Source organism: Acinetobacter sp. FDAARGOS_559 (genome assembly GCF_003940475.1).
GTDB classification, from domain to species: Bacteria; Pseudomonadota; Gammaproteobacteria; order Pseudomonadales; family Moraxellaceae; genus Acinetobacter; species Acinetobacter baumannii.
Genome location: NZ_RKJG01000005.1, coordinates 2,100,160 through 2,125,336 on the forward strand (window position 1 = coordinate 2,100,160; position 25,177 = coordinate 2,125,336).

Below are 25,177 nucleotides of genomic sequence, written 5' to 3' on the forward strand. Positions count from 1 at the left end.
TAAAAAAGGCGAGATAAACTCGCCTTTTTGAAACTTTAATTAGAACGGTAAGTCGTCGTCTAAATCAGCTGGTGCAGATGCTGGTTGTTGTGGTGCTTTAGGGGCAAAACCACCACCTTGTGGGCTATTGCCACCATTACCGAAACCGCCTTGGCCACCATAACCACCATTGTTTTGGCCGTAGCCACCACCTTGGTTGTTATTTTGATAGCCGCCACCTTGTTGAGGCGCGTTAAAACGTGGTTGGTTAAAATCATTACCGCCAGCAAAACCTTGTTCACCTTGTTGACGAGCATCTAACATTTGCATCTGGTCGCCACGAATTTCTGTAGTGTAACGTTCTTGACCGTTTTGGTCTGTCCACTGACGTGTACGTAATGAACCTTCGATATAAACCTTAGAACCTTTACGTAAAAACTGCTGAGCAATTTCCCCTAAACGGTTATGCAAAACAATACGGTGCCATTCTGTTTGTTCTTTACGTTCACCTGTATTTTTATCGGTCCAAACTTCACTTGTTGCGATAGAAAACTGGGTCAACGAGCCCCCATTTGGAAAAGTTTTTGTTTCAGGATCACGACCCAAAGTACCAACCAAAATAACCTTATTTACACCACGCATTAGCTGTCTTCATCCTATACATTTCTATGTTTTACTTTATAAGAGTTATGCTTAAATGGCTACCTCTTTACCGAACAACTGCGTTAAATCACGTCGCGAAGCGTCATCAAGAGACTGTTTATCGACTTTAATATAAGCAACTTGCTGGTCAGGCATCACCACAACTTCTTCGATACCACGAATTGCCAATAGTTGTGTGGTCCACTCATTCACCTGTTGCACTTGCGGCAATGGCAGCACAATAGATGACAAATACCGCGGCTGAGCTAAACCAAAACTAATTAGCAGCCATATTATAGCAATCCCTGCTAAGACACTCCATCCAATCGCAGTATTATGTAACATCAATAATTGACCACCTAGTGTGCCACCAAAAAAAGCACCTAAGAACTGGCTACTGGCATTTACCCCCATAGCGGTGGCTTTCGACTGGATTGGAGCGGATTTTGACAGCCAAGAAGGTAATAAAGCTTCCATCACATTAAATGCAATAAAGAAAATACCTAAGCCAGCGAGTAATACATATTTTGATTGATAACCAAATATAAGAAGAAGCAAACCTGCAATAATGCCTGTAATGGCTGTTAAGAAAATGCCGCGCATTTTGCGATATTTTTCAGCGATGATAATGCTAGGAAATGCAAAAAACAGACTAATAACCAAGAGTGGCAAATACACCAAACCGTGGCTCGCCAAAGGAATATGCGCAAACTCAATAAGCTGTGACGGCACATAAATAAACATGGCAGTCAGCAATAAATGCAATGCAAAAACCGAAACGTGTAAACGGTTTAAATCACCCATTTGAATGACTTGCTTAAGCTGTGCCATGTAGCCTTGCTGATAATTACGATGGTGACGAGTAACTTTAGGCACCAGCAATAACATCGCAATCGCAATCAAACCCATGATGGTTGTCACAAAGAACAAACCAGAAATACCTACAAGGCTTGTGAGCCAAGGTCCAAGACTAAAAGCGACTACAAAAGATAGACCAATACTCATGCCCATGGCAGCCATGGCTTTAGTACGCTGCTCTTCACGCGTCACATCGGCTAAAAGCGCCATGACTACTGCCGAAACTGCACCCGCCCCAGCGATAGCACGGCCAATAATCACGCCATAAATAGTGTCAGATAGTCCGGCAATTGCACCGCCAATAGCAAAAAGCAATAGACCAAAGACCACAAGCGGTTTACGGCTAAAACGATCAGCAAGTAAGCTAAATGGAATTTGTAAAATGGCCTGACTTAAACCATAAATACCTACAGCCAAACCAATGAGTGCTGGAGTCGCATATTGATATGACTGCCCAACTACAGAAAAGACAGGAATAATCATGAACAAGCCCAACATGCGTAGCGCAAAAATACTACTTAAGGCAAAAGTTGAGCGACGTTCTAAAGCATTCATCATATCAATACACGTTATAAAACTAAGTAAATTATAAGCCGATTCGTTTCTAAAAATACGGGACACCTTATTTAAAATAACGATTTGGGCTTAAAAAAATAAAGAGGCGTTTAGCCTCTTTAGTTTATCGAAGTTTGCTGAAAATTAGCTTAAGGCGACTGTTGCTCGCGCTTCGAATATTGAATTGAAGCGATAACCGCCCAAACAATGAACGCTACACCAATTAAACCTGTAACAACTTCCGGTACATGCACACCTGTACCACTTGCAATCATAATGAATGCTAAAGCACCGATCGCATAATGCGCACCATGTTCCAAGAACACATAGGCATCTAACGTACCTTTTTCTACAAGATAAACTGTCATTGAACGGACGAAAATAGCACCAATTGCAAGACCGAGCATAATCACGACAACGTCGCTAGTAATGGCAAATGCACCAATTACACCATCAAAACTAAATGATGCATCTAACACTTCAAGATATAAGAAACCACCTAAACCGGCTTTTACAACACCAGAAGCGGCGCCTGTTCCATCTTGTAATACAGCATTACCATTTTCATCAATTTCAGGCTCACCACCTAACAAATGACTGAGCACTTCAACGCCAATGTAAACCACAATGCCCCAAATACCGGCCATAGTTACAGCTAAACGTTGATGGTCATCGACATAACCTGCCATCACAATTAAGGCAATCAAAGCAAGAAATACAGACATTGCCGGTACGCTTGCCAAGCTTGCAAGTTTAGATTCAAGCCATCTAAACCAATGCGTTTCTTTTTCGTCATCAAAGAAGAAGTTTAAGAAAACCAATAATAGGAATGTTCCACCAAAAGCCGAAATTTCAGCGTGATGTGCCATTAAACGTTCAGAATAGGTTTTCGGATCATTAAGTGCCATTTTGGCTACTTCAACCACCCCCATATCAGCAGTCACTGCAACAATCACGACTGGGAAAATCAGACGCATACCAAAAACGGCGATTAAAATACCTACCGTTAAAAAGATCATTTTCCAGAACGGGTCCCAATTACGGAGAACCGATGCATTCACAACCGCATTGTCAAAAGATAAAGAAACTTCCATCACAGCTAAAATCGCGGTAATGGTTAAAGCTTTAAGCATGGTTGACACGCCCGCTTCAGGTCCATGGGTAAAGCCCCAGTAAGCGGATAGTGCTAAACACACCACCGTAAAAAATATCGAAAATCGGAAATGCTTCATGGATCAGACCTATACCAAGAACTAAATTTAATCTTTCTTAAAACCGCGGCTATTATATCGATAATTAACCACAAAACGATGTTGTTTTGTGCCGTTATTCACTTTACTTTATCTCTCTGTTTAATAAAGAAATTTATAATATTTCATTAACTTATTAATCGTATTAAATATTTTCTTGCGATATATCTATCATTATTATTTTTGTATTTTAAAATTGATTTAAAATCGGGTTTAGCTATCTTATTTTAAATGGAATGTTTTTATGCTTTTTTCTCAAGAACTCTGGCAACGTAATTTAAATTTATATCAAAAAATTCTCGACCTGCCTTTTAATCAGGAACTTGCTAACGGTACTTTAGATAAAGAAGCTTTTTGTCATTATGTTATTCAAGATGCTCAATATTTAGTGGCCTATGGCCGTGTGTTGGCTGTTGCAGCAGCTAAAGCTTTTGATGCTGACGATATTATGCAGTTTTCAGATGCAGCGAAAATCGCAATTGTGGTCGAGCGCAGTTTGCATGACGACTTTATGAAAAATTTTGGGGTAACTAAAGAAGAATTTAAAAATACCCCATTGACCTTGGCAGGCCATCATTACACTTCATTTTTGACGGCAACTGCTTGGTCTGAAAGCTACCCTGTTGTACTTGCGGCTCTATTACCTTGCTTCTGGATTTATGCCGAAGTCGGTAAAGACATTGTGAGTAAGTCTGTCCCGAACAATCCTTATCAGGCATGGATTGATACCTACGCAGGTGAAGAATTCCATACCGCCGTTCGTAATGTGATTGCCACAGTAGACAAGGTTGCCGCACGTTGTGATGCAGATACTTTGGAGAAAATGCATGCAGCCTATACCATGGGTGCAAAACTTGAATGGTTATTTTGGGATAGTGCCTACCATCAAAGACAATGGTTAGGTTTAGATCAGATCTAAATTAAGATGAGCTCTGACCATTTACTTCGTTAAATGGTCAGTCTTTAATTTAACTTTGAAACAATTGCCAGCCGTAAATCAAACCTGCCGCAGCCACAACCCAGCATAGTGTTGCGGCTCCAAGACAAGACCACATCGACATACGCGTTGCCAGCACATAAACAACAACTAAATAAATGGCATAAGGAATAAGTGACCATAGACCAAACAAAGCAGTTTTTTGTAATGCTTCGGCTCCTTTTTGCTGATAGACAATCACATGAGCAATTAAAGCGAAGGTTGGAAAAAGCGGGACTAAACCTGCAATATAAAATGCCTTACTTTTCGATAAAATCGAAATAATGAGGACAACCCCAGCCCCCAACATACACTTTAAAAATAACGCCCACATGCGCTGATCCTATCTGGTCATTTCCATTTCAAAACGCTGTATTTTGCGCTTTTTAAAGAAAATTAACAGCGACTAAAGCAATCAATGCCGGAACCGCCTGAATATAAATAATCTTTTTACTGGCAGTTAGACCACCATAAATACCAGCAATCAGTACACAGCCTAAAAAGAAGTTGGCAATTGATGTTGCAAATGGCGCATCAGCCAATAAAGACCAAAATAAACCTGCTGCTAAAAAGCCATTATAAAGACCTTGGTTCTGTGCCATGACTTTGGTGAGTTTTGCTTTTTCTGCATTATTTCCAAAGGCTTTCATGCCATAAGGTTTGTCCCACAAAAACATCTCTAACACTAAAATATAGACATGTAATATTGCGATAAGCGCAATCAATATTTGTCCGATCATACAATTTTCCTTTTTATTTTAAAGATATGAAAAAAGATCAGTCTCTCGACTGATCTTTTAGTGTTTTACGGCTTTAATAATACTTTGCCTTGACGAGCGCCTTGCGTTGCTCTTTGAGCGGCAGTTTTAATCTCATCAAAACTAAATACACCTTCTACAGGCAAGATTAATTTTTTCTGAGTCGCTAATGTTAGCAGCTCAACGATCAGTTCCTTTTTACGAGCTGCTGGCATTTCTTTATTAACCACACTCGCCCAGAAACCTTTTACTGTCGCTTGTTTGAAAATTAGATCACCCGATGAAATCTGCATGGTTTCGCCAGTCATACTACCGAACGAAACGAGCAGGCTATTTTCACTGAGTAAATTCAGCATTTCACCACTTGCACTTCCACCAATCGAGTCCACACCGGCAATTAGAGGTTGGTCACCGTGAATCTGTTTAACTTGCTCTTTCCAGTTCGGCTGATCAGTTGCCACAACATGTTGAATGCCTAATGCTTGCATCTCGGCAATTGCATCACTACGGCGAACCAGATTAATCACAGGTAAACCACGTGCCTGCGCAATCATGGCAACTGTTTTACCGACTGCACCATTCGCCGTGTTTTGAATGAGCCATTGACCCGGTTGAACGTTAACAAAGTCGAGTAGCATGAGTGCACTAATTGGCATACCAATCAGCTGCGCTGCTGTTTCATCATCAATTTCATTATTGAGTGGAATAATACCTTGAGCAGGCGCAATAAAGTATTCAGCCCAACTGCCATGCACAGCCGCAACGGCAATACGTTGCCCTACCTGTACATGTTCAACACCTTCACCTAACGCATCTACAATACCAACTGCCTCACTGCCACCAATCGCAGGTAAGGTTGGTTTATAGCCATAACTACCGCGTACTGTCCATACATCATGATTATGGATCGGAGACATGATGGTTTTAATACGCACTTCGCCTGCTTTTGGTTCAGGCTTTGGCATATCCGCCTGCTCTAAAACGTCTACAGGTTCGCCAAAATTACGATGGATAATACTTCGCATGCTTTATTCCTCTATCGGTTTTAAGAGTTGTTGGGTGGTTTCTAAGGCTAGATGTAGATGTGCTTTGTCTTGCGACAATTTTGTGAGTAAAGCAGCGCCTAACCATAACTGATACATGACTTGCGCAGTTTTCAAAGGTTCAATATGTTTTGGAATTGATCCTTCTTGTTGCCCTTCTTTGAGTAGTAAAGCCAAACGTTGGGTTAGTTTGTGCACACCGTCATTGAGAATTTGGCGCATATCTTCTGACAAGTCCGAAACTTCGGCTGCCAATTTCACAATCAAGCAGTTTTCAGCCCAACTACCGTTTACCGGATCATCAATCCACGCCTGCCATAAAGCCATTAAACGGGCATGGGCACTTTGCTCACTGTGCTGCCAAAGCTGTTCCATACGGACTTTATAATTGGCCATGTATTGCTCGAGCAACGCACAGCCAAACGCCTCTTTTGAAGCAAAGTAGTGATAGAACGAACCTTTAGGTACGTCACAAGCCTTTAAAATTTCTTGCAAACCAACACCGACAAAACCTTTATGTAGCACCAGTTCAAAACTGGTATCTAAAATGTGTTGTCGTGTGGTTTCGCTTTTATTTAATCGTTTCATGCATTCATCATAAACAACTATTAGACCAGTCGTCTATTAAAATTATGTTGCTGGTTAAAATTTGCTTAGAGTAGAAATGTAGAATGAGGAATGTTAAAAATACAACCTGCTTAATTAAACAAATTTTGTCGTTTGTCGTTTAACCGTCACAATTTGTCGCTTTAAATCATTTTATACCACTTGAACAATTTTAAATCGTTATCATATATAGGGTCTGTTGTTTATAACCAGTCACACCTCCCTGCGGCTGATCACTCAACACCTAAATTTTCATCAATACACAATTGAGATGTTTTATGAGCCAAAGTCATATCCGTATTCGAGGCGCACGCACCCATAACTTAAAAAATGTGTCACTCGATATTCCACGCGACAAATTTGTGGTAATTACGGGGCTATCAGGTTCAGGAAAATCTTCTCTTGCCTTTGATACCTTGTATGCCGAAGGGCAGCGCCGTTATGTCGAATCACTTTCGGCATATGCCCGCCAGTTCTTATCGCAAATGGAAAAACCTGAAGTTGACTCGATTGAAGGTTTATCACCAGCGATTGCCATTGAGCAAAAGTCTACTAGCCATAACCCACGTTCAACGGTTGGTACGATTACCGAAATTTACGACTATTTGCGTCTGCTTTATGCACGTGTCGGTACGCCTTATTGCCCTGAACACGACTTACCTATGGTTGCGCAAACTGTTTCTGAAATGGTCGATGCGGTAAAGAACCTTGAGGAAGGCACTGCACTCATGTTGCTTGCCCCTGTTGTTCGTGAGCGTAAAGGTGAATACAGCAACTTGTTCGAACAACTACAAGGTCAAGGTTTTGTTCGTGCGCGTGTTGATGGCGAAATCATTGATATTGATACACCACCAGAACTCGACAAAAAGAAAAAACATACCATTGAAGTCGTTGTTGACCGCTTTAAAGTACGTGATGACTTAGGCAACCGTATTGCTGAATCATTTGAAACTGCACTGCGTTTAGGTGGTGATATTGCCGTTTTATCATGGATGAATGGCGAACACCCAGATCGCGTTTTTTCTGCAAAACACTCATGCCCTGAATGTGATCGCGCAGTCGCAGAGCTTGAGCCACGTTTATTTTCATTTAACAACCCGTTCGGTGCGTGCCCTGTCTGTGATGGCTTAGGTACACGTAGCCATTTTAGCCCTGAAAAACTCATTCCTAATCCTGAGTTGGCAATTAGTGAAGGTGCTATTCGTGGTTGGGATCGTCAACGTCCTTATTACTATTCAATGCTGCAAAAAGTTGCCGACCATTTCGGTTTTCAACTTGATACACCTTGGAATCAGTTAGATAAAGACACGCAAAAGAAATTCTTACAAGGTACTGGCAAAGAAAAAATCGATTTAAGTTATATCGATGAACGCGGCCGTAAACATACTCGCGTACAACCGTTTGAGGGAATCTTGCCTCACCTTGAGCGCCGTTATCGTGAAACTGAAAGTAACTATGTACGAGACGATTTAGCACAATATTTGTCTAATGCAGCTTGTGATGCATGTGGTGGTTCACGTCTCAATGAAATTTCACGTCATGTTCGTGTAAAAGATAAAACCATTGCCGACATTACCCGCATGTCGATTGGAGATGCTGAAAGTTACTATCAAGGTATAAACCTTGAAGGTGCCAAAGGTGAAATTGCAGATAAAATCTTTAAAGAGATTCGTGAGCGTTTACATTTCTTGGTGAGTGTTGGCCTGAACTATTTAAGTCTGGCTCGTTCTGCCGAAACACTATCGGGTGGTGAAGCCCAGCGTATCCGTCTAGCTTCGCAAATTGGTGCAGGTTTGATGGGTGTCATGTACGTCCTTGATGAACCATCAATTGGTCTCCATCAACGTGATAATGACCGTTTATTACAAACGCTAATTCGCTTACGTGACTTAGGTAATACGGTATTAGTCGTTGAACATGATGAAGATGCAATCCGTGCAGCTGACCATATTATTGATATCGGCCCTGGTGCTGGCGTGCATGGTGGCGTTGTCATTGCTGAAGGTACGTATGATGATCTGGCTAAACATGCTGATTCTCTTACAGGACAATACCTTTCTGGCAAACTCAAAATTGAAGTGCCAAAAAAACGTACTCAATCACCAAGACCAGATGAATTTATCAAACTTTCAGGTGCAGCGGGTCATAACTTAAAAAATGTCGATTTAACCATCCCACTTGGCATTATGACTTGTGTCACGGGTGTTTCAGGTTCAGGTAAATCAACACTGATTAACCGTACGTTACTCCCATTGGCTGCAACACAGCTCAACGGTGCAACGACTTTAACAGCTGAAAAATTTGACTCGATTGATGGTCTACAACATCTGGATAAAGTCGTTGATATTGACCAAAGCCCAATTGGCCGTACACCGCGCTCTAATCCAGCGACTTATACGGGTCTATTTACGCCAATTCGTGAATTATTTGCTCAAACACCAGAAGCGAAAGCGCGTGGTTATAGTGCGGGTCGTTTCTCGTTTAACGTAAAAGGCGGACGCTGCGAAGCGTGTGAAGGCGACGGTATGATTAAAGTCGCAATGCACTTCTTACCAGACATGTATGTACCTTGCGATGCATGTCATGGCAAACGTTATAACCGTGAAACACTTGAAGTCGGTTATAAAGGCAAAAATATTTCTGATGTTTTAGAAATGACGGTTGAAGATGCTGCTGAGTTCTTTAGTGCTATTCCAGTTATTCACCGTCGTTTAGAAACCTTAACTCAGGTAGGTCTAGGCTATATTCGTTTAGGTCAGGCGGCTACTACTTTATCTGGTGGTGAAGCACAGCGTGTCAAACTGGCTCGTGAGTTAGCGAAACGTGATACGGGTAAAACGCTTTATATCTTGGATGAACCAACAACAGGTCTGCATTTCCATGATATTGCCAAGTTACTCGATATTTTGCATGAGCTACGCAACAAAGGTAATACCATTGTGGTAATTGAACATAACCTTGATGTCATTAAAACAGCAGACTGGGTGGTCGACTTAGGCCCTGAAGGTGGTTCGGGCGGTGGTATGATCATTGCCGAAGGAACACCTGAACAAGTAGCCGAGGTTGAGATTTCCCATACTGGTCGCTTCTTGAAACCGATGTTGAAACAATAAAACAAAAAGCCGGAATTTATTTTCCGGCTTTTTTTATCCCTCTACTACATTCCGTCCCCGAGCTTTAGCTCTTAAGAGTGAACGATCAGCGTTCTCTAATAACTCCATCCAGCTTGTCGCTCCAATCGCAAACCCAATACTAACCGATACATGCAATTTTTCTTGTGTACCAGATAGATTAATTTCCTCTAAAGAAATCGCAATACGAATTTTTTCGGCCAAGAGACGTGCATCTAAAAACTGCACCTGTTCTAACAAAATTAAAAACTCATCACCACCATAACGAACAATTAAATCAGAAGCCCTTACATTTGCTTTTAATTGATCTGCGATACGCCGAATCACTTGGTCACCCACAATATGACCATATTGATCATTCACGTGTTTAAAGCGATCAATATCAATAATCATCAAACATGTTTGAGAAAATTTTTGAGGGTAACTCTCAACAATTTTTAAATACTCAGATAAAGCCAAACGATTGGATACACCCGTTAATGGATCTGTATTGGCAATATTTTTAAGCTGGAATTCAAAAGCATCTCGCTGCTTGAGCATCCTTTGTAAACGATCAATAGCTTCGAACAACGAAATAAATTCGCCTTTTTTAGGTTTCAACTCATCTATTGGATAATCTGTGCTATGAGATAAATCAAGAATTAAGGTACGGGCCTGAATAAGAGGCTCAAATACCCTTCTCTTTGCATAAATTAGTGTAAGTAAAGCAGCTGCTAAGGATATGCTTGAAATGAGCAAAGTAAGGAAAAACTTCTTTTTTGCCAAATAGTTTTCTTGAGATGCAATTAAGAGGCTTTTATTAAGTAAAAACTTTTGCAAATCAATAACCGTGGTAAATTTATCAACGATTTGGTCTGTCAGTTCTGTTCCATTTAAATGATAGGCTTGGTGCTTTTGGCTTTCATCTAAAAGCTGACCCACAATAGGTACGCCTTTATCTAAAAATTCAGTTTTAACCCTTGAGTAAAGGCGATGATATTCCGGAGTTTTAGCTTGCTCTGACTGTAGTGTGTCTACAAGTGCCCATAAGTAGCGTGCTTGCTGCTGAGTCTGCAAAGACCGCGCCCGATTATCATTAGGTATGGTTTCTTTAAAAGTCACAGGCGCAATAACATTAGATGCGGTACGACCAGCTTGATCTCGCATATCGGTCAACACCACAATCAAAGTAAAGTAATTGTTAATTTGGCTATCTTTACTTTTTAACTGTAGCATCAAATTTTGTAAAACTTCTCGGCAGCTATCCCAAGCTCCAAACATAGCCAAAATTGCATTATCGAATTGTATAGAGCTTCTCGCTTGTTCAGGAGTTACAACATAATAGTCAACTACAGCACGCGCCTGTTTTAAATCATCTCTAAATTTAGTATCTAAAGTATTTGCTAAATCGGTATAACCTTCTTCTTTTAAAATATGAATAGTTTCATTAAGTTGGCGATCAACAGAAAGGCGATATTCTTTTAAGTTTTTTTGATTTTTTGAAAAATCGGCAGCGTTACTCGACATTAATTTATTTGCGGGCGCACGTTCTTTAGAGACTTTATTTGCAACTTCAGCAATTGATCTTAAGCTTTTAATTTCAACCAAAGCTTGTTTAGTTTTTAAATATTCTTGATAACTGCTCACAATAAGCGGAACCGCCATAAACAGTAAGGACAAAATAATGACCAACATGAAGAAAAACAGTCGATTACTGATATGTTCTGAACGTAATCCTGACATTTCTAGCTGGTACTCCGTAAATGTCCTACCATGATCACTACTATAGAATGAAGTAATTAATCCGCATCCTAGCACTTTACTGAACAGAAGTTCAGCAACAAAGTTCGATTAACGCAATATACGCTTTCATCTTTTCTATTTCTTAAAAATTTGATCGAAAGAGCAAATGATGGCTATAGCAAAACTCCATTTTACAGATGATGTAAATTTCGCAATCCTATAATTAGCTTCTTTTTCCTCTTGGATGTTTCTCCCAGCATCCTAAACCCAGCCCTCAGCTGGGTTCTTTTTTATACACACTCAATAGAAGAAATTTCATGTATTTTTTTTAATAAATATTAATGTTTTCTTATAGATAAAAAAAAGCTCAACCTTGGGGAAAGCTGAGCTCGTAAAGTCTGATGTGATAACACATCGTATCTTGGAAAGCACTTCCAACTCTAAAAATGTTAGATAGTGAACTTTGCAATTGAATTGTGTGACTTATCTCTAATTTTGTAAAGTTGATTAAATTGATCAGAATTAATTTTTTAATCGTTTTTTTAGTTTAAAAACATATTTTCTTTGCTTTATTCAATTATATAATAATTCAAAATAGATAGATTATTTAGATGAACTTATCAAAATAGTGTTAACTATTACTCAAAATACAGCAAAATTGAAAAAAGAATAATGTTTGAGTGGCTATTTATTAAACAATTCGACAAATAAATTAACGTTAAAACCGATTAATAAAATCGCTTTTTTCAATTGTAAATGTAATTATTTTTAAACTATTTAGTGTCAATTCCCTATGAAACTTAAGGTTTAGACTCTTGTTAATGTTCATTTTTTTAGCAGGTTGACATAATACACTTCAATTGTTGTTTTTTTAACCATTTTTAACATAAGTGTCAAATTTCCTTAACATTACGTTTCATCTATTATTGACTTCATAAATTGTTACAATACAATGACCCCAGCTTTATCTCTTGTTAATGCTGGAAATGATTATGAAAAAACTTGGTTTAGCCACTGCTGTATTATTAGCCATGACCGGTGCTCATGCTTATCAATTTGAAGTTCAAGGTCAATCTGAATATGTTGACACAACTGCAAATGATAAAAACTTCACTGGTGACGTTGCTGGTACATTCTATTTGAAAAATGTTGATACAGCTAAGGGTCCTTTAGCTGAAGCAGCTTTCTTAAACCAAGCTTCTAGCGTGTCTTTAGGTTATAGCTATCAACAATATGACCAAAACAACGTAAACTACCACATTGGTACATACGGTGTTAAAGGTGAGGCATACGTTCCAACTCCTTACCTTCCTGTATATGCTAGCGCAACTTACAACCACACTGATGTTGATGGTAAAAACAACTTCTCTAAAGATGACAACGGTGACCGTTATGCATTAGAAGTTGGTGCTATGTTGTTACCTAACTTCTTAATGACTGTTGGTTATACAAGTGTTGCTAACCAATTCGCTTTAGATAACTTCGGTATCATCGGTAACGGTATCTACTCTGCTGTTAACCAAACTGCTGCTATCCAAAACGACCAAGATGCTGTTACAGCACGTGCTAAATATGTTGGTCCAATCGATGGAACTAACATGGCAATCGGTTTTGAAGCTGCTGGTGCATTCGGTCAAGAAAACCAATACGGTTTAAAAACTGACCTTTACTTGACTCCTAAGTTAAGTGTTGGCGCTACTTTCGTGGGTAACGATGGCGAAGCTGACATCAAAGGTAATGACCTTGGTGAATTCCGCCAAGCTTGGGGTGGTAACGTAAACTACTTCATCACTCCTGCTTTAGCAGTTGGTGCATCTTACATGAAAGCTGACGTTAAAAAGTCTAGCTACGATACACAAACTATCGGCTTAAATGCTAAATTCCGTTTCTAATTTAATTTAGAAATTGAATTAAAAAAAAGGACTCAATTGAGTCCTTTTTTTATGGCTATTAACTGCGTACGATATTTAAGAAATGTAAATGACGTTCGTACTGATCAATAATATCCTGAATCAAATCTTCCTGAGTCCAGTCCATTACATCATAGTTTTGTCCGCCTTCTCTCAAAAATACCTCAGCTTGAAAATATTGACCGTCTTCTGCTTCTGTACGACCAATTAAAAAACTTGGAGGTACTGTTTCACGTGAAACAACTTTATAAATAAAATTAATTTCATGATGATGATCGACTCGAAGCTGCATACCATCTTCCACTTCACTAATCGAAACCTCAAGATGACGGCGTCTAAACTCATGCTGAATATTTTCAAAAGCACGTGAAACCTGCTTTTCAATATATTGCTTCACCTCTTCTTCACTATGAGGATAATGCATGATTAAACCAAGGCGCTGCTGCCAGCTTCTAGGGTTATGAATGGCGCGTGGTGTAATGCGAGCCTCTTGAATTGCTATCATTTTAGTGACGTCAAGATGCAAGGCTTTTATTAGGCCCCAACTCATTAACAGCATGACTACGGTAAAAGGCAACGCACTCATAATGATTGAAGACTGAAGCGCCGCAAGACCGCCCACCAAGAGTAAAATAATAGCCAGCACCGCCATAAGCACTGTCCAGAACATACGCTGCCAAGTAGGTGAATTTTCTGTTTTTGCTGTTAAGTAGTCAGTAACCAATGCCCCTGAGTCAGCAGAAGTTACAAAGAATAAAACCACCAAAATAGTCGCCAGAATATTCATGACACCTGACCATGGCAAGTGTCCTAAAAACTCAAATAGAGCAACTGACGAGTCTTGCTGAACAGCCTGAATCAAAGTGGTTTGATGTTCATGGATAATGCTAAATAATGCAGCATTTCCTAAAAAGCCCATCCAGATAATGGTAAAGCCTGTTGGAATGAGGAGTACCCCGACAATAAATTCTCGAATGGTACGACCACGTGAAACCCTTGCGATAAACATACCTACAAATGGCGACCAAGAAATCCACCAAGCCCAATATAAAATCGTCCATCCCCCAATCCATCCATTCGGCTGATAAGCATATAAATTGAATGTCATGGTAAAAAGGTTAGAGATATACTGCCCAGTGTTTTGAATAGTGGTCTGAAGTAAATAAATACTAGGGCCAGCGATAAAAACGAATACTAATAATATTAAAGCTAATACTAAGTTTAGCTCTGATAAACGTTTGACCCCTTTATCTAGTCCTAAGAACACAGATAATGAAGCGAGAATACTCACAAAAATAATGAGTAAAACCTGAGTAGTGGTGCTTTGCTCAATACCAAATAAATAATGTAAACCAGAGTTAATTTGGGTAACACCAAATCCGAGAGAAGTCGCTACACCAAAGACTGTACCAATGGTCGCAAATATATCGATGCTGTCGCCCCACGGTCCATAAATCTTTTTACCAATCAGTGGATACAGTGCTGAACGGGTTTTTAGCGGTAAATTATGCCGATAAGCAAAATAAGCTAATGCTAAACCGACCACGGCGTAAATTGCCCATGCATGTAAGCCCCAGTGGAAAAAGGTTACACGTAAAGCTTGTTGTGCTGCCTCAATTGTCTGTGGCTCACCACTTGGTGGGTTGACATAGTGCATGACAGGTTCAGCCACACCAAAGAACATTAAGCCAATACCCATACCCGCAGTAAACAACATGGCAAACCATGATCCGTTACTATATTCGGGCTGGCTATGGTCAGGGCCTAATTTAATACGTCCAATCGCAGAACAGGCAATATAAATGAGTAGGATAAGAAAGAAGGCAACCGATAAGACATAGAACCAACTAAAAGAATCAGTGATCCACTGCTTTAACTGTTGCGTGAGAAGTTCAAAAGAACTCGGAGCGATCACAACAACTGCTAAGAACAAAGCAATAATAATGACCGTACCCAAAAAGACATTGGGATTAACATTTGCGAACCAACTCGCTTGTTTGGAAGGCATAAATCCTCCATGTTATTTTAATGAAAATGACAGGCTTAAAGCCAATAAAGACATTCAGGAATGAACAAAGTTATATCTTTCAATAGAGAAAGCCGATAATACTTTAAATAAACTTAAATAATATTGCAGTTACAAAGGTGTAAATAAATTAAAACACCTCCTTCTTTATTTATCAGAATTCTTTTTAGGCGTGTGCTTGATATATTGTAAAGCGATTAAACGCGTAACTATTAGGGCCAAATACATCACACCACAAAACATCTGTAACATCGCTAAAACACGTGCTGGTGGACTAAGGGGCATTAAGTCAGACAGTCCCGTAGCGGACTGCAAACTAAAGCTTAAAAACAGTAAATCTAACCAAGTTTGTAAGTGATGGATGTGGTTTGGATTTTGAAAGCTATTAGGAATGAGTAACTGACAAATGTTATATAAAAATGCAAATCCCCAAGCCAGCAAGGTAAAAACTGCGGCAGCTGCAAACAACTCATCGCGGGTTAAATATCGGTCGGCAAACATATAGCGAAATAAACCATAAGCAGCCGAAAAGTAAGCTAAGGCTTCACAGCTATGGGCAAAAATCTGGATGGTTAAATTACTATAGCCTAATAAAATAAAGACCGAAGCTATAATTGCCCCACTGACAAATGCGAGACCGAGAAAAGTGAACATGGGTGTTTGGCGAATAACTTTAGCAATAATGAGTAATGCAAGTACCCCTAGCGCCCAAGTTAAGGTCCTGTAAGCCTCATTATCAAAAGTCAGCATAGCCAGAATAAGTAAAATGAATTGCACCAACAGCAGCCATGCAGAAGGCAACAATCGAAAGCTCGACCAGAATTCAATGATAGATCGCATTTAATTATTTTCCATTTTTTCATTATGTTTTGGATTATAGAAAATCATACTGTACAAAAAATAGGATAAACAAGTTGTTCTTTATTAAGGAGCTTCTTTCAATACACTTTATGAGATAAATAAAAAAAGCCCCGTAGGGCTTTTTTGAGATGTTCAAGTGGTTGTGATTTTAGTGGTCTGATGCACCAGAAGCACCAATACCTGTCATTGAACGAACATATTGAGCATCGAAAGAAGCGCGTTCTTTTTTCGCACGTGCTGAGCTGTCAGTTACCGAGAAGAACCAGCAGCAAAGGAACGACAAAGGCATTGCAAATAATGCAGGACCATTGAACGGGTTAATTGGGGTGTCAGAGATTTTTAAAGTATCTACCCATACTGCTTTAGACAGAATAATGAGTACAACCGCTGTTACAAGACCAACTACACCACCAATGACCGCACCACGAGTTGTTAAACCTTTCCAGAACATTGAAAGAACAAGAATTGGGAAGTTTGCACAACACGCTACAGAGAATGCTAAACCTACCATGAATGCTACGTTTTGCTTTTCAAACAAAATACCTAAAATCATGGCAAAGATTGCTAAACCAAGCGTCGCGATTTTTGACATGCGAAGCTCAGAAGCTGGCGTGGTTTGACCTTTTTTAAATACGTTAGCGTATAAATCGTGTGAGATCGCAGATGCACCTGAAAGCGTTAAACCAGCAACAACAGCAAGAATCGTTGCGAACGCTACTGCTGAAATGAAGCCCATGAATAAGTCACCGCCTAAAGCGTCACTTAAATGCACGGCTGCCATATTGTTACCACCAACAAGCTCAAGTTTGCCGGTCATTGCCATTTTCGCAACATCAAGGAATTGCGGGTTGTTTGATACGAAAAGGATCGCACCGAAACCAATAATAAAAGTTAAAAGATAGAAGTAACCAATAAAACCTGTTGCAACGACAACCGATTTACGCGCTTCTTTTGCGTCTTTTACCGTGAAGAAACGCATAAGAATGTGTGGAAGACCTGCTGTACCAAACATGAGTGCCAAGCCAAGAGATAAGGCATCAATCGGGTTTGCGGCAAGTTTACCTGGTCCCATAATTTTTGCAGCATCTTCAAAGCTTACATCATGAACTTTACTGAACACTTCAATTGATTGGGTGAACATGTTACTAAAGCTGAAACCAACCGCTTTCATCACCATAAAGGCCATGAACGTTGCACCACTTAATAACATCACTGCTTTAATGATTTGTACCCATGTGGTTGCTAGCATGCCGCCGAAAATAACGTATGCCATCATGAGCAAGCCGACAATCACAACTGCAATGTTATAGTTCAAACCAAATAATAGTTTGATGAGCTGACCTGCCCCTACCATTTGTGCAATCAAATAGAATGCGACTACAACAAGCGAGCTGAAAGCAGCTAAAGTACGAACTGGTTTTTCTTCAAGACGGAATGACACTACGTCTGAAAGGTTATATTTACCAAGGTTACGTAAGCGTTCTGCCACCAAGAATAAAACGATTGGCCAACCGACCATGAACCCGAGTGAATAGAGCAAGCCGTCAAAACCTGAGCTAAACACCATTGCAGAAATACCAAGAAATGACGCTGCTGACATATAGTCACCCGCAATCGCCAAACCGTTTTGGAAACCACTGATCCCACCACCAGCAGTATAGAAGTCTTGCGCCGATTGAGTTTGTTTAGCCGCCCATTTGGTAATAAACAAGGTAAAGCCAACAAAGATGATAAACATGATAATGGCATGCCAGTTGGTGGCTTGCTGTTCTGCTTCACCTAAGTCCGGGCTTGCCATAGCAACAGTTGAATATAGCGATGCTGCTGCCAATAAGACTTTCGCTTTGAATGAATTCCATTTCATATTAGTGTAGTCCTTTCTCATGCGTGATGGCTTCAACTTCCTTCAACGCTTCTTCACTCAATTGGTCAAGGGTATTATTTGCGATATAGGAATACACACCACAAAGTAGGAAAGATAAAACAATAATTCCTAAACCTAGCGGGATCCCCCATGTCGTTACACCACCACTAAAGGAACTCATCAAAAATTCTTTGTTGTAGCCCACAAGTAGCATAAAGCCCACATAAAGCACTAACATGATGATTGTGAGCGTCCAGCTTAATGCACTTTTTTTCTTGACCATTTTTTGAAACTTTGGATTACGTAGAATCTGTTCTACTTGGCTTTGATCCATAACCAAACTCCTTACATAGTGCCCAACCTTGGTCACTTTTTTTTAATGTATTTTTTCATTATTAAAGTTAGCAAGATTCCAGCTCAGTCGTAACTTAGACTTTGGTCGTTAAAATTTAATCAATTTATAGCTTTGTTTCGGCTTGGGTTATGATAGGCATAAGGTTTCACTTATGTAGGTCATATGAACAGCTGGCTGATTATTGGGGTGCTCACTCTTTATATTGCGCTTTTATTTGTCTGTGCTTTTTTTGGTGAGAAGCATGCCAGTCGTCTTAGCACGCGTGGCCGTATGTTTTTATTTAGCTTAACTTTAGGTGTCTATTGTTCCTCTTGGACATTCTATGGGGCAACTGGGGCTGCCGTACGTGAAGGCGTTATCTTCTTACCTATTTATTTAGGTCCACTGTTATTTGTCTGGTTTGGTTATGACATCTGGCGGCGTCTAGGTCGAGTTCGTCAGCATCATGCGATTTCGTCAATCGCTGACTTTGTCGCGGCACGCTATGGTAAAAGTGGTGTACTCGCATCGTTGGTCACTATTCTTGCCGTTATTGCGATTATCCCCTACCTCGCGTTACAGCTGCGTGCGATTGCTTTAAGTACCTCGGTCATTATGGAGCAAAGCTCGCATATTCATACGACGACTAACAGCGTGTTATTGCTCACCAGTGTGCTTGCAATTTTAGCCATGATTTTTGGTACAAGGCAGATTGCAAACACGGAGCAACACGGCGGCCTCATGCTTGCGGTTGCATTTGAATCATTTGTGAAGTTATTTGCCTTACTTTGTGTCGCTTTATTTTTTATTTTTGAATCACCGGCCAACCTGAGCCAAATGACCTCTGATGTAAACCAGACTTTTCAGGAAGTTCAGCTTTTTGGTGTACCCGAAACTTTCTGGATTCAAACATTATTGGCGGGCTTAGCCATTATTTGCTTACCACGTCAGTTCCACGTGGCGGTGGTCGAGCTACGCGATGAGAAGCATATTCGCGGTGCTCGTAAATGGTTCGCGGTTTATCTCATTTTAACTATTCTTGCCATTATTCCGATTGCAAGCTGGGCTTTACATGCCGCACCGAAGTTTCTGACCGTGCCTGATGTAGCTGTGTTGTCATTGCCTTTAAGTTATAACCAAGAGTGGCTGGCATTACTGGCCTTTTTAGGCGGATTCTCTGCCTCAACAGGCATGTTACTGGTGTCATCAGTAGCATTGTCTATTATGCTCAGTAACGACTTGATTATGCCTGCTCTATGGCGATTTAAATTGCTGTCACGTCACGATAAGCATTTACCTAAAGTTCTTAAATTTAGCCGCCGTATCAGTATTGTTGCGGTGATGCTACTTGGCTTTTTATTCTTCCATTTCTTTAATGACATTAACCAACTTTCAGTTTTCGGCTTATTGGCCTTTAGTGCTGTAGCACAGTTTGCACCTGCACTGATTGGTGGTTTGTATTGGCGTGGCGGAAGCCGTCAAGGCGTCTATGCAGGACTTATTATTGGATTTTTAATGTGGAGTTATACATTACTATTTCCAACTATTTTGCGTAGCTTGCCTGAAGCCTATCAGGAAACTGCTCAAAGTATTTTACTTTTCGGTCCTTTCGGCATTAATGCCCTACGCCCGGAATCTTTATTTGGTTTTGAGTCATTTGCACCTTTAACTCATGGTGTTATTTGGTCACTCGGTTTAAATATTGTTTTATATATCTGGATTTCAAAAATTTATCGGCCAAGCGTCGCTGAGCAAATTCAGGCAGAAAGCTTCTTTTATTATGAAACAAAGCCTTTACCATCACCGCACACCTCTACTGATTTAACCTATCTTCCTCATGATGCGGCCCGCTTAAAAGTGGGTGATTTATTTGCCCTAGCCAAAAGAATTACGGGTGAGCAACCCACTACGCAAGCGTTCGAAAATTTTTGTGAGCAAAATCACCTCACCCTCAACCCAAATAGTATTGCCAATGGCATGTGGTGGCGTTTTACCGAGCAATATCTGGCCGGTATTATCGGTGCCGCTTCTGCACGTACGTTGCTCACAACAGCAATGATTAATAACGGTCTCGCTTTAGGGCAAGTGGCTAATATTTTAGACCAAGCATCGCAGTGGCAACGTTTTAATCAGAACCTTCTTATGACCATGATTGACCACATGACCCAAGGGGTAAGCGTGGTTGATAAAAATATGTGTTTGGTCGCATGGAACAATCAATATTTAAAACTGTTTGGTTACCCAAAAGACCTCGTTTATGTGGGCTGCCCAATTGCCGACCTCATTCGTTATAACGCCGAACGCGGTGAATGTGGTCCCGGTTCAGTTGAAGAACATGTGCGTAAACGCCTTCACTGGATGAAAGTGGGAAGTGCTCACGAATTTGAACGTATTCGTAAAGATGGCCGTGTAATTCAAATGCGAGGAAATCCGATTGCAGGTGGAGGCTTTGTAACGACATTTGCCGATATTACGGCCTTCCGTGCGAACGAAGCCGTGCTTGAAGCCCGCGTAAAAGATAGAACACAACAGCTTGCCGATGCCTTAACTGAACAACAGCTTGCACGTGAACAAGCTGATATGGCCAATATGTCAAAAAGTCGATTTATTGCCGCGGCAAGTCACGATCTATTACAGCCTATGCATGCTGCTCGTCTGTTTAGTACCGTTCTTGAGCAAAGTATTTCGACCGAAGAAGACCGCCAGACCCTACAACAGCTTGACCGAGCACTCTATGGAGCAGAAAGTATGCTCTCTGCCCTACTCGATATTGCACGTTTGGAAGGCGGCACCATACAACCAAAGAGACAACCTTATCCGTTGCATGATTTGCTCAGTGATCTTGAGTTGCAGTTTAAATCGATCGCTGCTCAGCGAAATATCTCACTGAAAGTCCACGATGTGTCTTTCTGGATCGATACCGACCCGCAGTGGATTCGTCGTATTATTCAGAACTTTGTCAGTAATGCTTTGCGTTATACCGCTAAAGGTCGAGTGGTGGTGGGTGTACTCCGCTCTGCGCAGCAGTCTGGACATATTCGAATTGGGGTTTGGGATACTGGACCAGGTATTGCCGAAGAACAACGAATTAAGCTATTCCAAGAGTTTGAGCGCTGCGGGCATTTATCACCTTGGGGTGAACAAGGTTTAGGGCTAGGACTTGCCATCGTACAACGTATGACAGGTTTGCTAAATTACCCTGTTCATGTTTACTCAGAGTTGGGCAAAGGCTCATGCTTTATGATTGAAGTACCTATTGTCGAGCCACCAAAAGTTGCAACACCAGCTGTACAAGCCGTACCTTTAAAAACTAAAGCTTACCGTATTTTGTGCCTAGACAATGATGAAACTATTCTTGAAGGAATGAGTAGTTTATTAGGAAGATGGGGTTATCAAGTTTTCAAAGCGACTGAACCTGAACAGGCGCTAGAAATTATTCAAAAAGAGAATATTCAGGTTTGGCTCATTGACCAGCACTTAAACCACAATCAACTTGGCGTTGATTTTATTACTCAAAATCGTCAAGAAGATGTTCCTGTTGCCTTAATTACAGCGGACTCGCACCCAGAGTTACCGCAGCAATTAAAAGAACTGAATATTGTTTTACTCAAAAAGCCATTAAAACCTGCTTCATTAAGAGCATGGTTATCTGGGCTTAAAATTGCCAGCACGACAGACTAATCATTTATCGCTCCCCAACCTTTGATAAGTTTGGGGAGCGGTTCTTGGCAAAAATGTTTGACTGAATTTAAGCCAATAGGCAGAACTGCTCAAAAAGTCTACTTTTACCCGGTAAATCATTGACCAAAATTTCCAATACCTTTTTTTCTATGGCAAAGCCCACCTTTTTTGTAAGTGAACACTTGTATACTTAGTTACAATTTAGTAAATCATTGTTTTTATATAAAATTATTTACAAAAAATCACCTTATACGACTTTAGTCGTATTCTACTTGCATTCTTCATGACACATAAATATTTAAAACGAATTTTTAAATTGTATAACGAATTATCAAATCGATTTCCAATCTATATAGCTTCACTGCTCTAGAATGAATGCAAAGGATAACTGCCATGAATATTTCTGATAACACCCCCCAAGGGCAACTCTCGTCTCAACAATTTTATCGTCAATACAGTGCCAATGCCTTACTTCCTGAGTTAGATTGGCAAAGTATTTTTCCGCATAGCAAGCTTAGCGAAGCACATATCAAAGCACTCAATACTATTTATCAGTGTGCTGTACCTCTCGCCCTTAATGTATTTCATGATCTAAATTTTGATGTATTTGCGCCTGCTGCTTATCATCCGCAAGGCTTGGGTTTATTCGACAAGTTAGCGCAACAAGAAGAGAACTTCTTAAAAGTTCTTACTGCTGAAAGTGAAAACCTTGACCATGAAACACGCCATCAAATCTGGAGTATGCTTCTACGCGGTGGTGCTGTTCTGGTTTTCAAGGCTTGGCTTGGTCATGTCAAACTTGGAGAAAACCAGTTAGATATGACTCAATTCGATGAGCTTTCTGACTTGCTGTTTATTAAGACACCTCCACATCAACTTGCTGAACGTTTGCATGTAGATGAAAAAGCAAAACTTGACCATATCTTCTTAATGTATGGCAATGATATTTTCCTTGATCGGTTCAATAGCCTAGAAACCGCAGCTCTCTTTGTTGATTTAGGTGTTTATGATGCGGCTTTCTTAAGCTTGCGTGATGACCGCGTGGCTGAATATTTAAAAAGCAAAGGCTATGTGACCCAAGAACAAATTGATGATTTGCAATGTGCGCTTAACCCACTGTACTGCGACAGCCTAACACCTAAGCAAGATTGCCTTGCCTAAGTGGAACATATAAAAAAGACCTCAATTGAGGTCTTTTTTATTTTAGATTTTTTTATCTTCAATATTTAATGCACTAATTGCCAATACAGCCTGTGTACGATTTTGTACGCCTAGTTTTCTAAAAATAGCCGTTACATGCGCTTTAATGGTAGCCTCTGAAACATCGAGTTCATAAGCAATTTGTTTATTTAATAAACCTTCTGCAACCATCATCAAAACTCGGAATTGCTGAGGCGTTAACGACTGAATACGTTCAGCCAAAGCAGTTTCATCTGCCGCTCTCGGGTCAAGATTAATATTCGATGGCAAGTTTGGCGGCAACCAGATTTCCCCATCTAACACTTGACGGATTGCTTCGCCAATATGACTTGGATGAGCCGATTTAGGAATATAACCCATTGCACCATGCGCAATTGCACGTTGAATAATTGACGCTTCTTCGTGTGCAGAAACCACAATAATAGGAATAGATGGATATTGTGCTCTTACATAGACCAGAGCCGAAAAGCCTGAAGCACCCGGTAAGTTTAAATCGAGTAATACCAGATCAGGTTCTGCCCCATTTTCCAAACGCTCATAAAACTCATCAACCGAAGCTGTTTCATGAATTTGTGCCTGCGGCAGGCTATAACGTACTGCTTGAATCAAAGCATGACGAAACAAAGGATGATCATCAACGATTAAAATATTCATAAGCGATTAAAGTAATCTTGAGCATAAGTATGGCCTATTGTAACCCTACTATTTAGATGAAAGATATGCTCATCTTATCCATTTTTATGCAAAATGTTGTTAAATACAGACCTTTGCTTCGATTTTCAGATGTTTTTTACCTTTTAATCAAAATTAATCTGTTTTTTATATAAGCTTTATTTTTATTCTAAAAAATATATCATCAATAATTATATAAAGTAAAAACAGTTATTTAACTCGCTATTAAATAATAAAAATCAACTATTCGGGTTTTATATTTAAAACTGATAAGGTTGACCAATTTCGTTATTTTACAGTTCGCCAGCATTGTTGATTAATAAGTCCAATCTTCTTTTTTAGGCTTAGGAACCAAATCATGACTGGTATCACATCATCAAAACCCTTAAATATTGTTGCTGTTTCTGGTGGTTTGAATACGCCATCTAAAACCGAAAGTCTGGTTCAGGCCATTCTTGATGAGTTATCTGAAGCAATTGATATTAAAGTTCACTTTATTAAATTGAGTGAAATCGGGCCCTTATTAGGCGGCGCATTTTATCGCAACCAGCTTCCACAGCGCGTACAAGATGACCTTGCAGCGGTTGAAGCAGCAGATGCCTTAATTGTTGGTACGCCTGTTTACCGTGCTTCTTTTACAGGCCTTTTCAAACACTTTTTTGACTTCGTTGAACAAACTGCATTAGTAGATGTACCTGTACTTTTAGCTGCATCAGGTGGTAGTGATCGTCATGCATTAGTACTAGAGCATCAGCTTCGCCCATTGTTTAGCTTCTTTCAGGCACAAACTTTACCAATTGGCGTATACGCAACAGATCGCGACTTTACTCCTGAATATACGGTGAAAAGTGAACAGTTATCTGACCGTATTACGCTAGCCGTAGCGCGTGCATTGCCAATTTTAGAATGGGCACCAGCGAAAGGTAAACGTGCTGAAGTGGTTAAACCTAAATCTCAGCAAGCGAATCAAGAGCTCGGTATTAACAAGCAAATTGAGCAAGAAGAAGTATTGCCTTCAGCAGCTGTACCAAATCTCGATGCAGCAGAATCTCGTTTGCATCATAAGTCCGGTAAATCATTAACGCATGTTGCCTAAGCGCAATATAGCT

The 25,177-nt window shown here is 40.1% G+C and carries 19 protein-coding genes; 6 read left to right on the plus strand and 13 right to left on the minus strand.

Annotation, left to right across the window (positions count from 1 at the left end):
- Window positions 1–39: 39 nt before the first annotated feature.
- From ssb to EGS71_RS11635, 3 genes are all read right to left on the minus strand, one after another.
- On the minus strand, window positions 40–621 hold the full coding sequence (gene ssb / locus EGS71_RS11625; protein ID WP_001215080.1) for a single-stranded DNA-binding protein: 582 nt from the start codon (window positions 619–621) through the stop codon (window positions 40–42).
- Window positions 622–672: 51 nt separating this feature from the next.
- Complete coding sequence (locus EGS71_RS11630; RefSeq protein WP_000980460.1) at window positions 673–2,037, minus strand: MFS transporter; 1,365 nt, start codon at window positions 2,035–2,037, stop codon at window positions 673–675.
- 146 nt (window positions 2,038–2,183) lie between these two features.
- On the minus strand, window positions 2,184–3,266 hold the full coding sequence (locus tag EGS71_RS11635) for a DUF475 domain-containing protein (protein WP_000680214.1): 1,083 nt from the start codon (window positions 3,264–3,266) through the stop codon (window positions 2,184–2,186).
- Between the two features lie 262 nt (window positions 3,267–3,528).
- Here EGS71_RS11635 and tenA point away from each other — a divergent pair, with 262 nt between their 5' ends.
- Window positions 3,529–4,203, plus strand: a complete 675-nt coding sequence (tenA, locus tag EGS71_RS11640) for a thiaminase II (protein ID WP_000899418.1) — start codon at window positions 3,529–3,531, stop codon at window positions 4,201–4,203.
- 49 nt (window positions 4,204–4,252) lie between these two features.
- Here the strand turns inward: tenA and EGS71_RS11645 are convergent, their stop codons facing one another.
- The 4 genes from EGS71_RS11645 to EGS71_RS11660 form a co-directional block, all read right to left on the minus strand.
- Complete coding sequence (locus tag EGS71_RS11645) at window positions 4,253–4,594, minus strand: GlpM family protein (RefSeq protein WP_000263331.1); 342 nt, start codon at window positions 4,592–4,594, stop codon at window positions 4,253–4,255.
- Between the two features lie 52 nt (window positions 4,595–4,646).
- On the minus strand, window positions 4,647–5,000 hold the full coding sequence (locus EGS71_RS11650) for a DUF1304 domain-containing protein (protein WP_000580165.1): 354 nt from the start codon (window positions 4,998–5,000) through the stop codon (window positions 4,647–4,649).
- Between the two features lie 65 nt (window positions 5,001–5,065).
- Window positions 5,066–6,043 (minus strand): zinc-binding dehydrogenase, encoded by a 978-nt coding sequence (locus EGS71_RS11655; protein ID WP_001256576.1) that lies wholly within the window; start codon window positions 6,041–6,043, stop codon window positions 5,066–5,068.
- Window positions 6,044–6,046: 3 nt separating this feature from the next.
- Window positions 6,047–6,649 (minus strand): TetR/AcrR family transcriptional regulator, encoded by a 603-nt coding sequence (locus EGS71_RS11660; RefSeq protein ID WP_000826323.1) that lies wholly within the window; start codon window positions 6,647–6,649, stop codon window positions 6,047–6,049.
- 296 nt (window positions 6,650–6,945) lie between these two features.
- On the opposite strand from EGS71_RS11660, the gene uvrA reads away from it, so the two are divergent.
- A complete protein-coding gene (gene uvrA, locus EGS71_RS11665) occupies window positions 6,946–9,780 on the plus strand; it encodes an excinuclease ABC subunit UvrA (RefSeq protein WP_000083354.1) in 2,835 nt (944 codons plus the stop codon).
- Between the two features lie 33 nt (window positions 9,781–9,813).
- Here uvrA and EGS71_RS11670 read toward each other — a convergent pair whose 3' ends face one another.
- Window positions 9,814–11,520: a GGDEF domain-containing protein gene (locus tag EGS71_RS11670; RefSeq protein ID WP_000016120.1), complete on the minus strand. Its 1,707-nt coding sequence runs from the start codon at window positions 11,518–11,520 to the stop codon at window positions 9,814–9,816.
- 992 nt (window positions 11,521–12,512) lie between these two features.
- On the opposite strand from EGS71_RS11670, the gene omp33-36 reads away from it, so the two are divergent.
- On the plus strand, window positions 12,513–13,412 hold the full coding sequence (gene omp33-36, locus EGS71_RS11675) for a porin Omp33-36 (protein ID WP_000733005.1): 900 nt from the start codon (window positions 12,513–12,515) through the stop codon (window positions 13,410–13,412).
- Window positions 13,413–13,470: 58 nt separating this feature from the next.
- Here omp33-36 and EGS71_RS11680 read toward each other — a convergent pair whose 3' ends face one another.
- The 4 genes from EGS71_RS11680 to EGS71_RS11695 all read right to left on the minus strand — a co-directional run bounded on the left by EGS71_RS11680 (window position 13,471) and on the right by EGS71_RS11695 (window position 18,515).
- Window positions 13,471–15,438 (minus strand): BCCT family transporter, encoded by a 1,968-nt coding sequence (locus EGS71_RS11680; RefSeq protein ID WP_001139474.1) that lies wholly within the window; start codon window positions 15,436–15,438, stop codon window positions 13,471–13,473.
- A gap of 165 nt (window positions 15,439–15,603) precedes the next feature.
- Entirely contained in the window at window positions 15,604–16,296 is a 693-nt protein-coding gene (locus tag EGS71_RS11685; protein WP_001256565.1) for an ion channel, read from the minus strand.
- Between the two features lie 169 nt (window positions 16,297–16,465).
- Entirely contained in the window at window positions 16,466–18,181 is a 1,716-nt protein-coding gene (locus tag EGS71_RS11690; RefSeq protein ID WP_000871881.1) for a cation acetate symporter, read from the minus strand.
- A gap of 1 nt (window position 18,182) precedes the next feature.
- Complete coding sequence (locus tag EGS71_RS11695) at window positions 18,183–18,515, minus strand: DUF485 domain-containing protein (protein WP_000372818.1); 333 nt, start codon at window positions 18,513–18,515, stop codon at window positions 18,183–18,185.
- 183 nt (window positions 18,516–18,698) lie between these two features.
- On the opposite strand from EGS71_RS11695, the gene EGS71_RS11700 reads away from it, so the two are divergent.
- Both EGS71_RS11700 and EGS71_RS11705 read left to right on the plus strand, forming a co-directional pair.
- Entirely contained in the window at window positions 18,699–22,196 is a 3,498-nt protein-coding gene (locus EGS71_RS11700) for a PAS domain-containing hybrid sensor histidine kinase/response regulator (protein WP_001089744.1), read from the plus strand.
- 393 nt (window positions 22,197–22,589) lie between these two features.
- The gene (locus tag EGS71_RS11705; protein WP_001026735.1) at window positions 22,590–23,357 is read left to right on the plus strand and encodes a hypothetical protein; all 768 of its coding nucleotides are present in this window, start codon (window positions 22,590–22,592) and stop codon (window positions 23,355–23,357) included.
- A gap of 42 nt (window positions 23,358–23,399) precedes the next feature.
- Here the strand turns inward: EGS71_RS11705 and EGS71_RS11710 are convergent, their stop codons facing one another.
- A complete protein-coding gene (locus EGS71_RS11710) occupies window positions 23,400–24,050 on the minus strand; it encodes a response regulator (RefSeq protein ID WP_001023261.1) in 651 nt (216 codons plus the stop codon).
- Between the two features lie 376 nt (window positions 24,051–24,426).
- Here EGS71_RS11710 and msuE point away from each other — a divergent pair, with 376 nt between their 5' ends.
- Complete coding sequence (gene msuE, locus EGS71_RS11715; RefSeq protein ID WP_000145860.1) at window positions 24,427–25,164, plus strand: FMN reductase; 738 nt, start codon at window positions 24,427–24,429, stop codon at window positions 25,162–25,164.
- Window positions 25,165–25,177 lie beyond the last annotated feature (13 nt).

Excerpts from the sequence above, each read along its gene's own strand:
- uvrA (WP_000083354.1), top strand. The coding sequence starts at position 6,946 with ATGAGCCAAAGTCATATCCGTATTCGAGGCGCACGCACCCATAACTTA.
- EGS71_RS11710 (WP_001023261.1), bottom strand. The coding sequence starts at position 24,050 with ATGAATATTTTAATCGTTGATGATCATCCTTTGTTTCGTCATGCTTTG.
- EGS71_RS11695 (WP_000372818.1), bottom strand. The coding sequence starts at position 18,515 with ATGGATCAAAGCCAAGTAGAACAGATTCTACGTAATCCAAAGTTTCAA.
- EGS71_RS11685 (WP_001256565.1), bottom strand. The coding sequence starts at position 16,296 with ATGCGATCTATCATTGAATTCTGGTCGAGCTTTCGATTGTTGCCTTCT.
- tenA (WP_000899418.1), top strand. The coding sequence starts at position 3,529 with ATGCTTTTTTCTCAAGAACTCTGGCAACGTAATTTAAATTTATATCAA.
- EGS71_RS11630 (WP_000980460.1), bottom strand. The coding sequence starts at position 2,037 with ATGATGAATGCTTTAGAACGTCGCTCAACTTTTGCCTTAAGTAGTATT.
- EGS71_RS11660 (WP_000826323.1), bottom strand. The coding sequence starts at position 6,649 with ATGAAACGATTAAATAAAAGCGAAACCACACGACAACACATTTTAGAT.
- EGS71_RS11650 (WP_000580165.1), bottom strand. The coding sequence starts at position 5,000 with ATGATCGGACAAATATTGATTGCGCTTATCGCAATATTACATGTCTAT.
- EGS71_RS11700 (WP_001089744.1), top strand. The coding sequence starts at position 18,699 with ATGAACAGCTGGCTGATTATTGGGGTGCTCACTCTTTATATTGCGCTT.
- EGS71_RS11690 (WP_000871881.1), bottom strand. The coding sequence starts at position 18,181 with ATGAAATGGAATTCATTCAAAGCGAAAGTCTTATTGGCAGCAGCATCG.
- EGS71_RS11635 (WP_000680214.1), bottom strand. The coding sequence starts at position 3,266 with ATGAAGCATTTCCGATTTTCGATATTTTTTACGGTGGTGTGTTTAGCA.
- EGS71_RS11645 (WP_000263331.1), bottom strand. The coding sequence starts at position 4,594 with ATGTGGGCGTTATTTTTAAAGTGTATGTTGGGGGCTGGGGTTGTCCTC.
- EGS71_RS11705 (WP_001026735.1), top strand. The coding sequence starts at position 22,590 with ATGAATATTTCTGATAACACCCCCCAAGGGCAACTCTCGTCTCAACAA.
- omp33-36 (WP_000733005.1), top strand. The coding sequence starts at position 12,513 with ATGAAAAAACTTGGTTTAGCCACTGCTGTATTATTAGCCATGACCGGT.
- msuE (WP_000145860.1), top strand. The coding sequence starts at position 24,427 with ATGACTGGTATCACATCATCAAAACCCTTAAATATTGTTGCTGTTTCT.
- EGS71_RS11680 (WP_001139474.1), bottom strand. The coding sequence starts at position 15,438 with ATGCCTTCCAAACAAGCGAGTTGGTTCGCAAATGTTAATCCCAATGTC.
- EGS71_RS11670 (WP_000016120.1), bottom strand. The coding sequence starts at position 11,520 with ATGTCAGGATTACGTTCAGAACATATCAGTAATCGACTGTTTTTCTTC.
- ssb (WP_001215080.1), bottom strand. The coding sequence starts at position 621 with ATGCGTGGTGTAAATAAGGTTATTTTGGTTGGTACTTTGGGTCGTGAT.
- EGS71_RS11655 (WP_001256576.1), bottom strand. The coding sequence starts at position 6,043 with ATGCGAAGTATTATCCATCGTAATTTTGGCGAACCTGTAGACGTTTTA.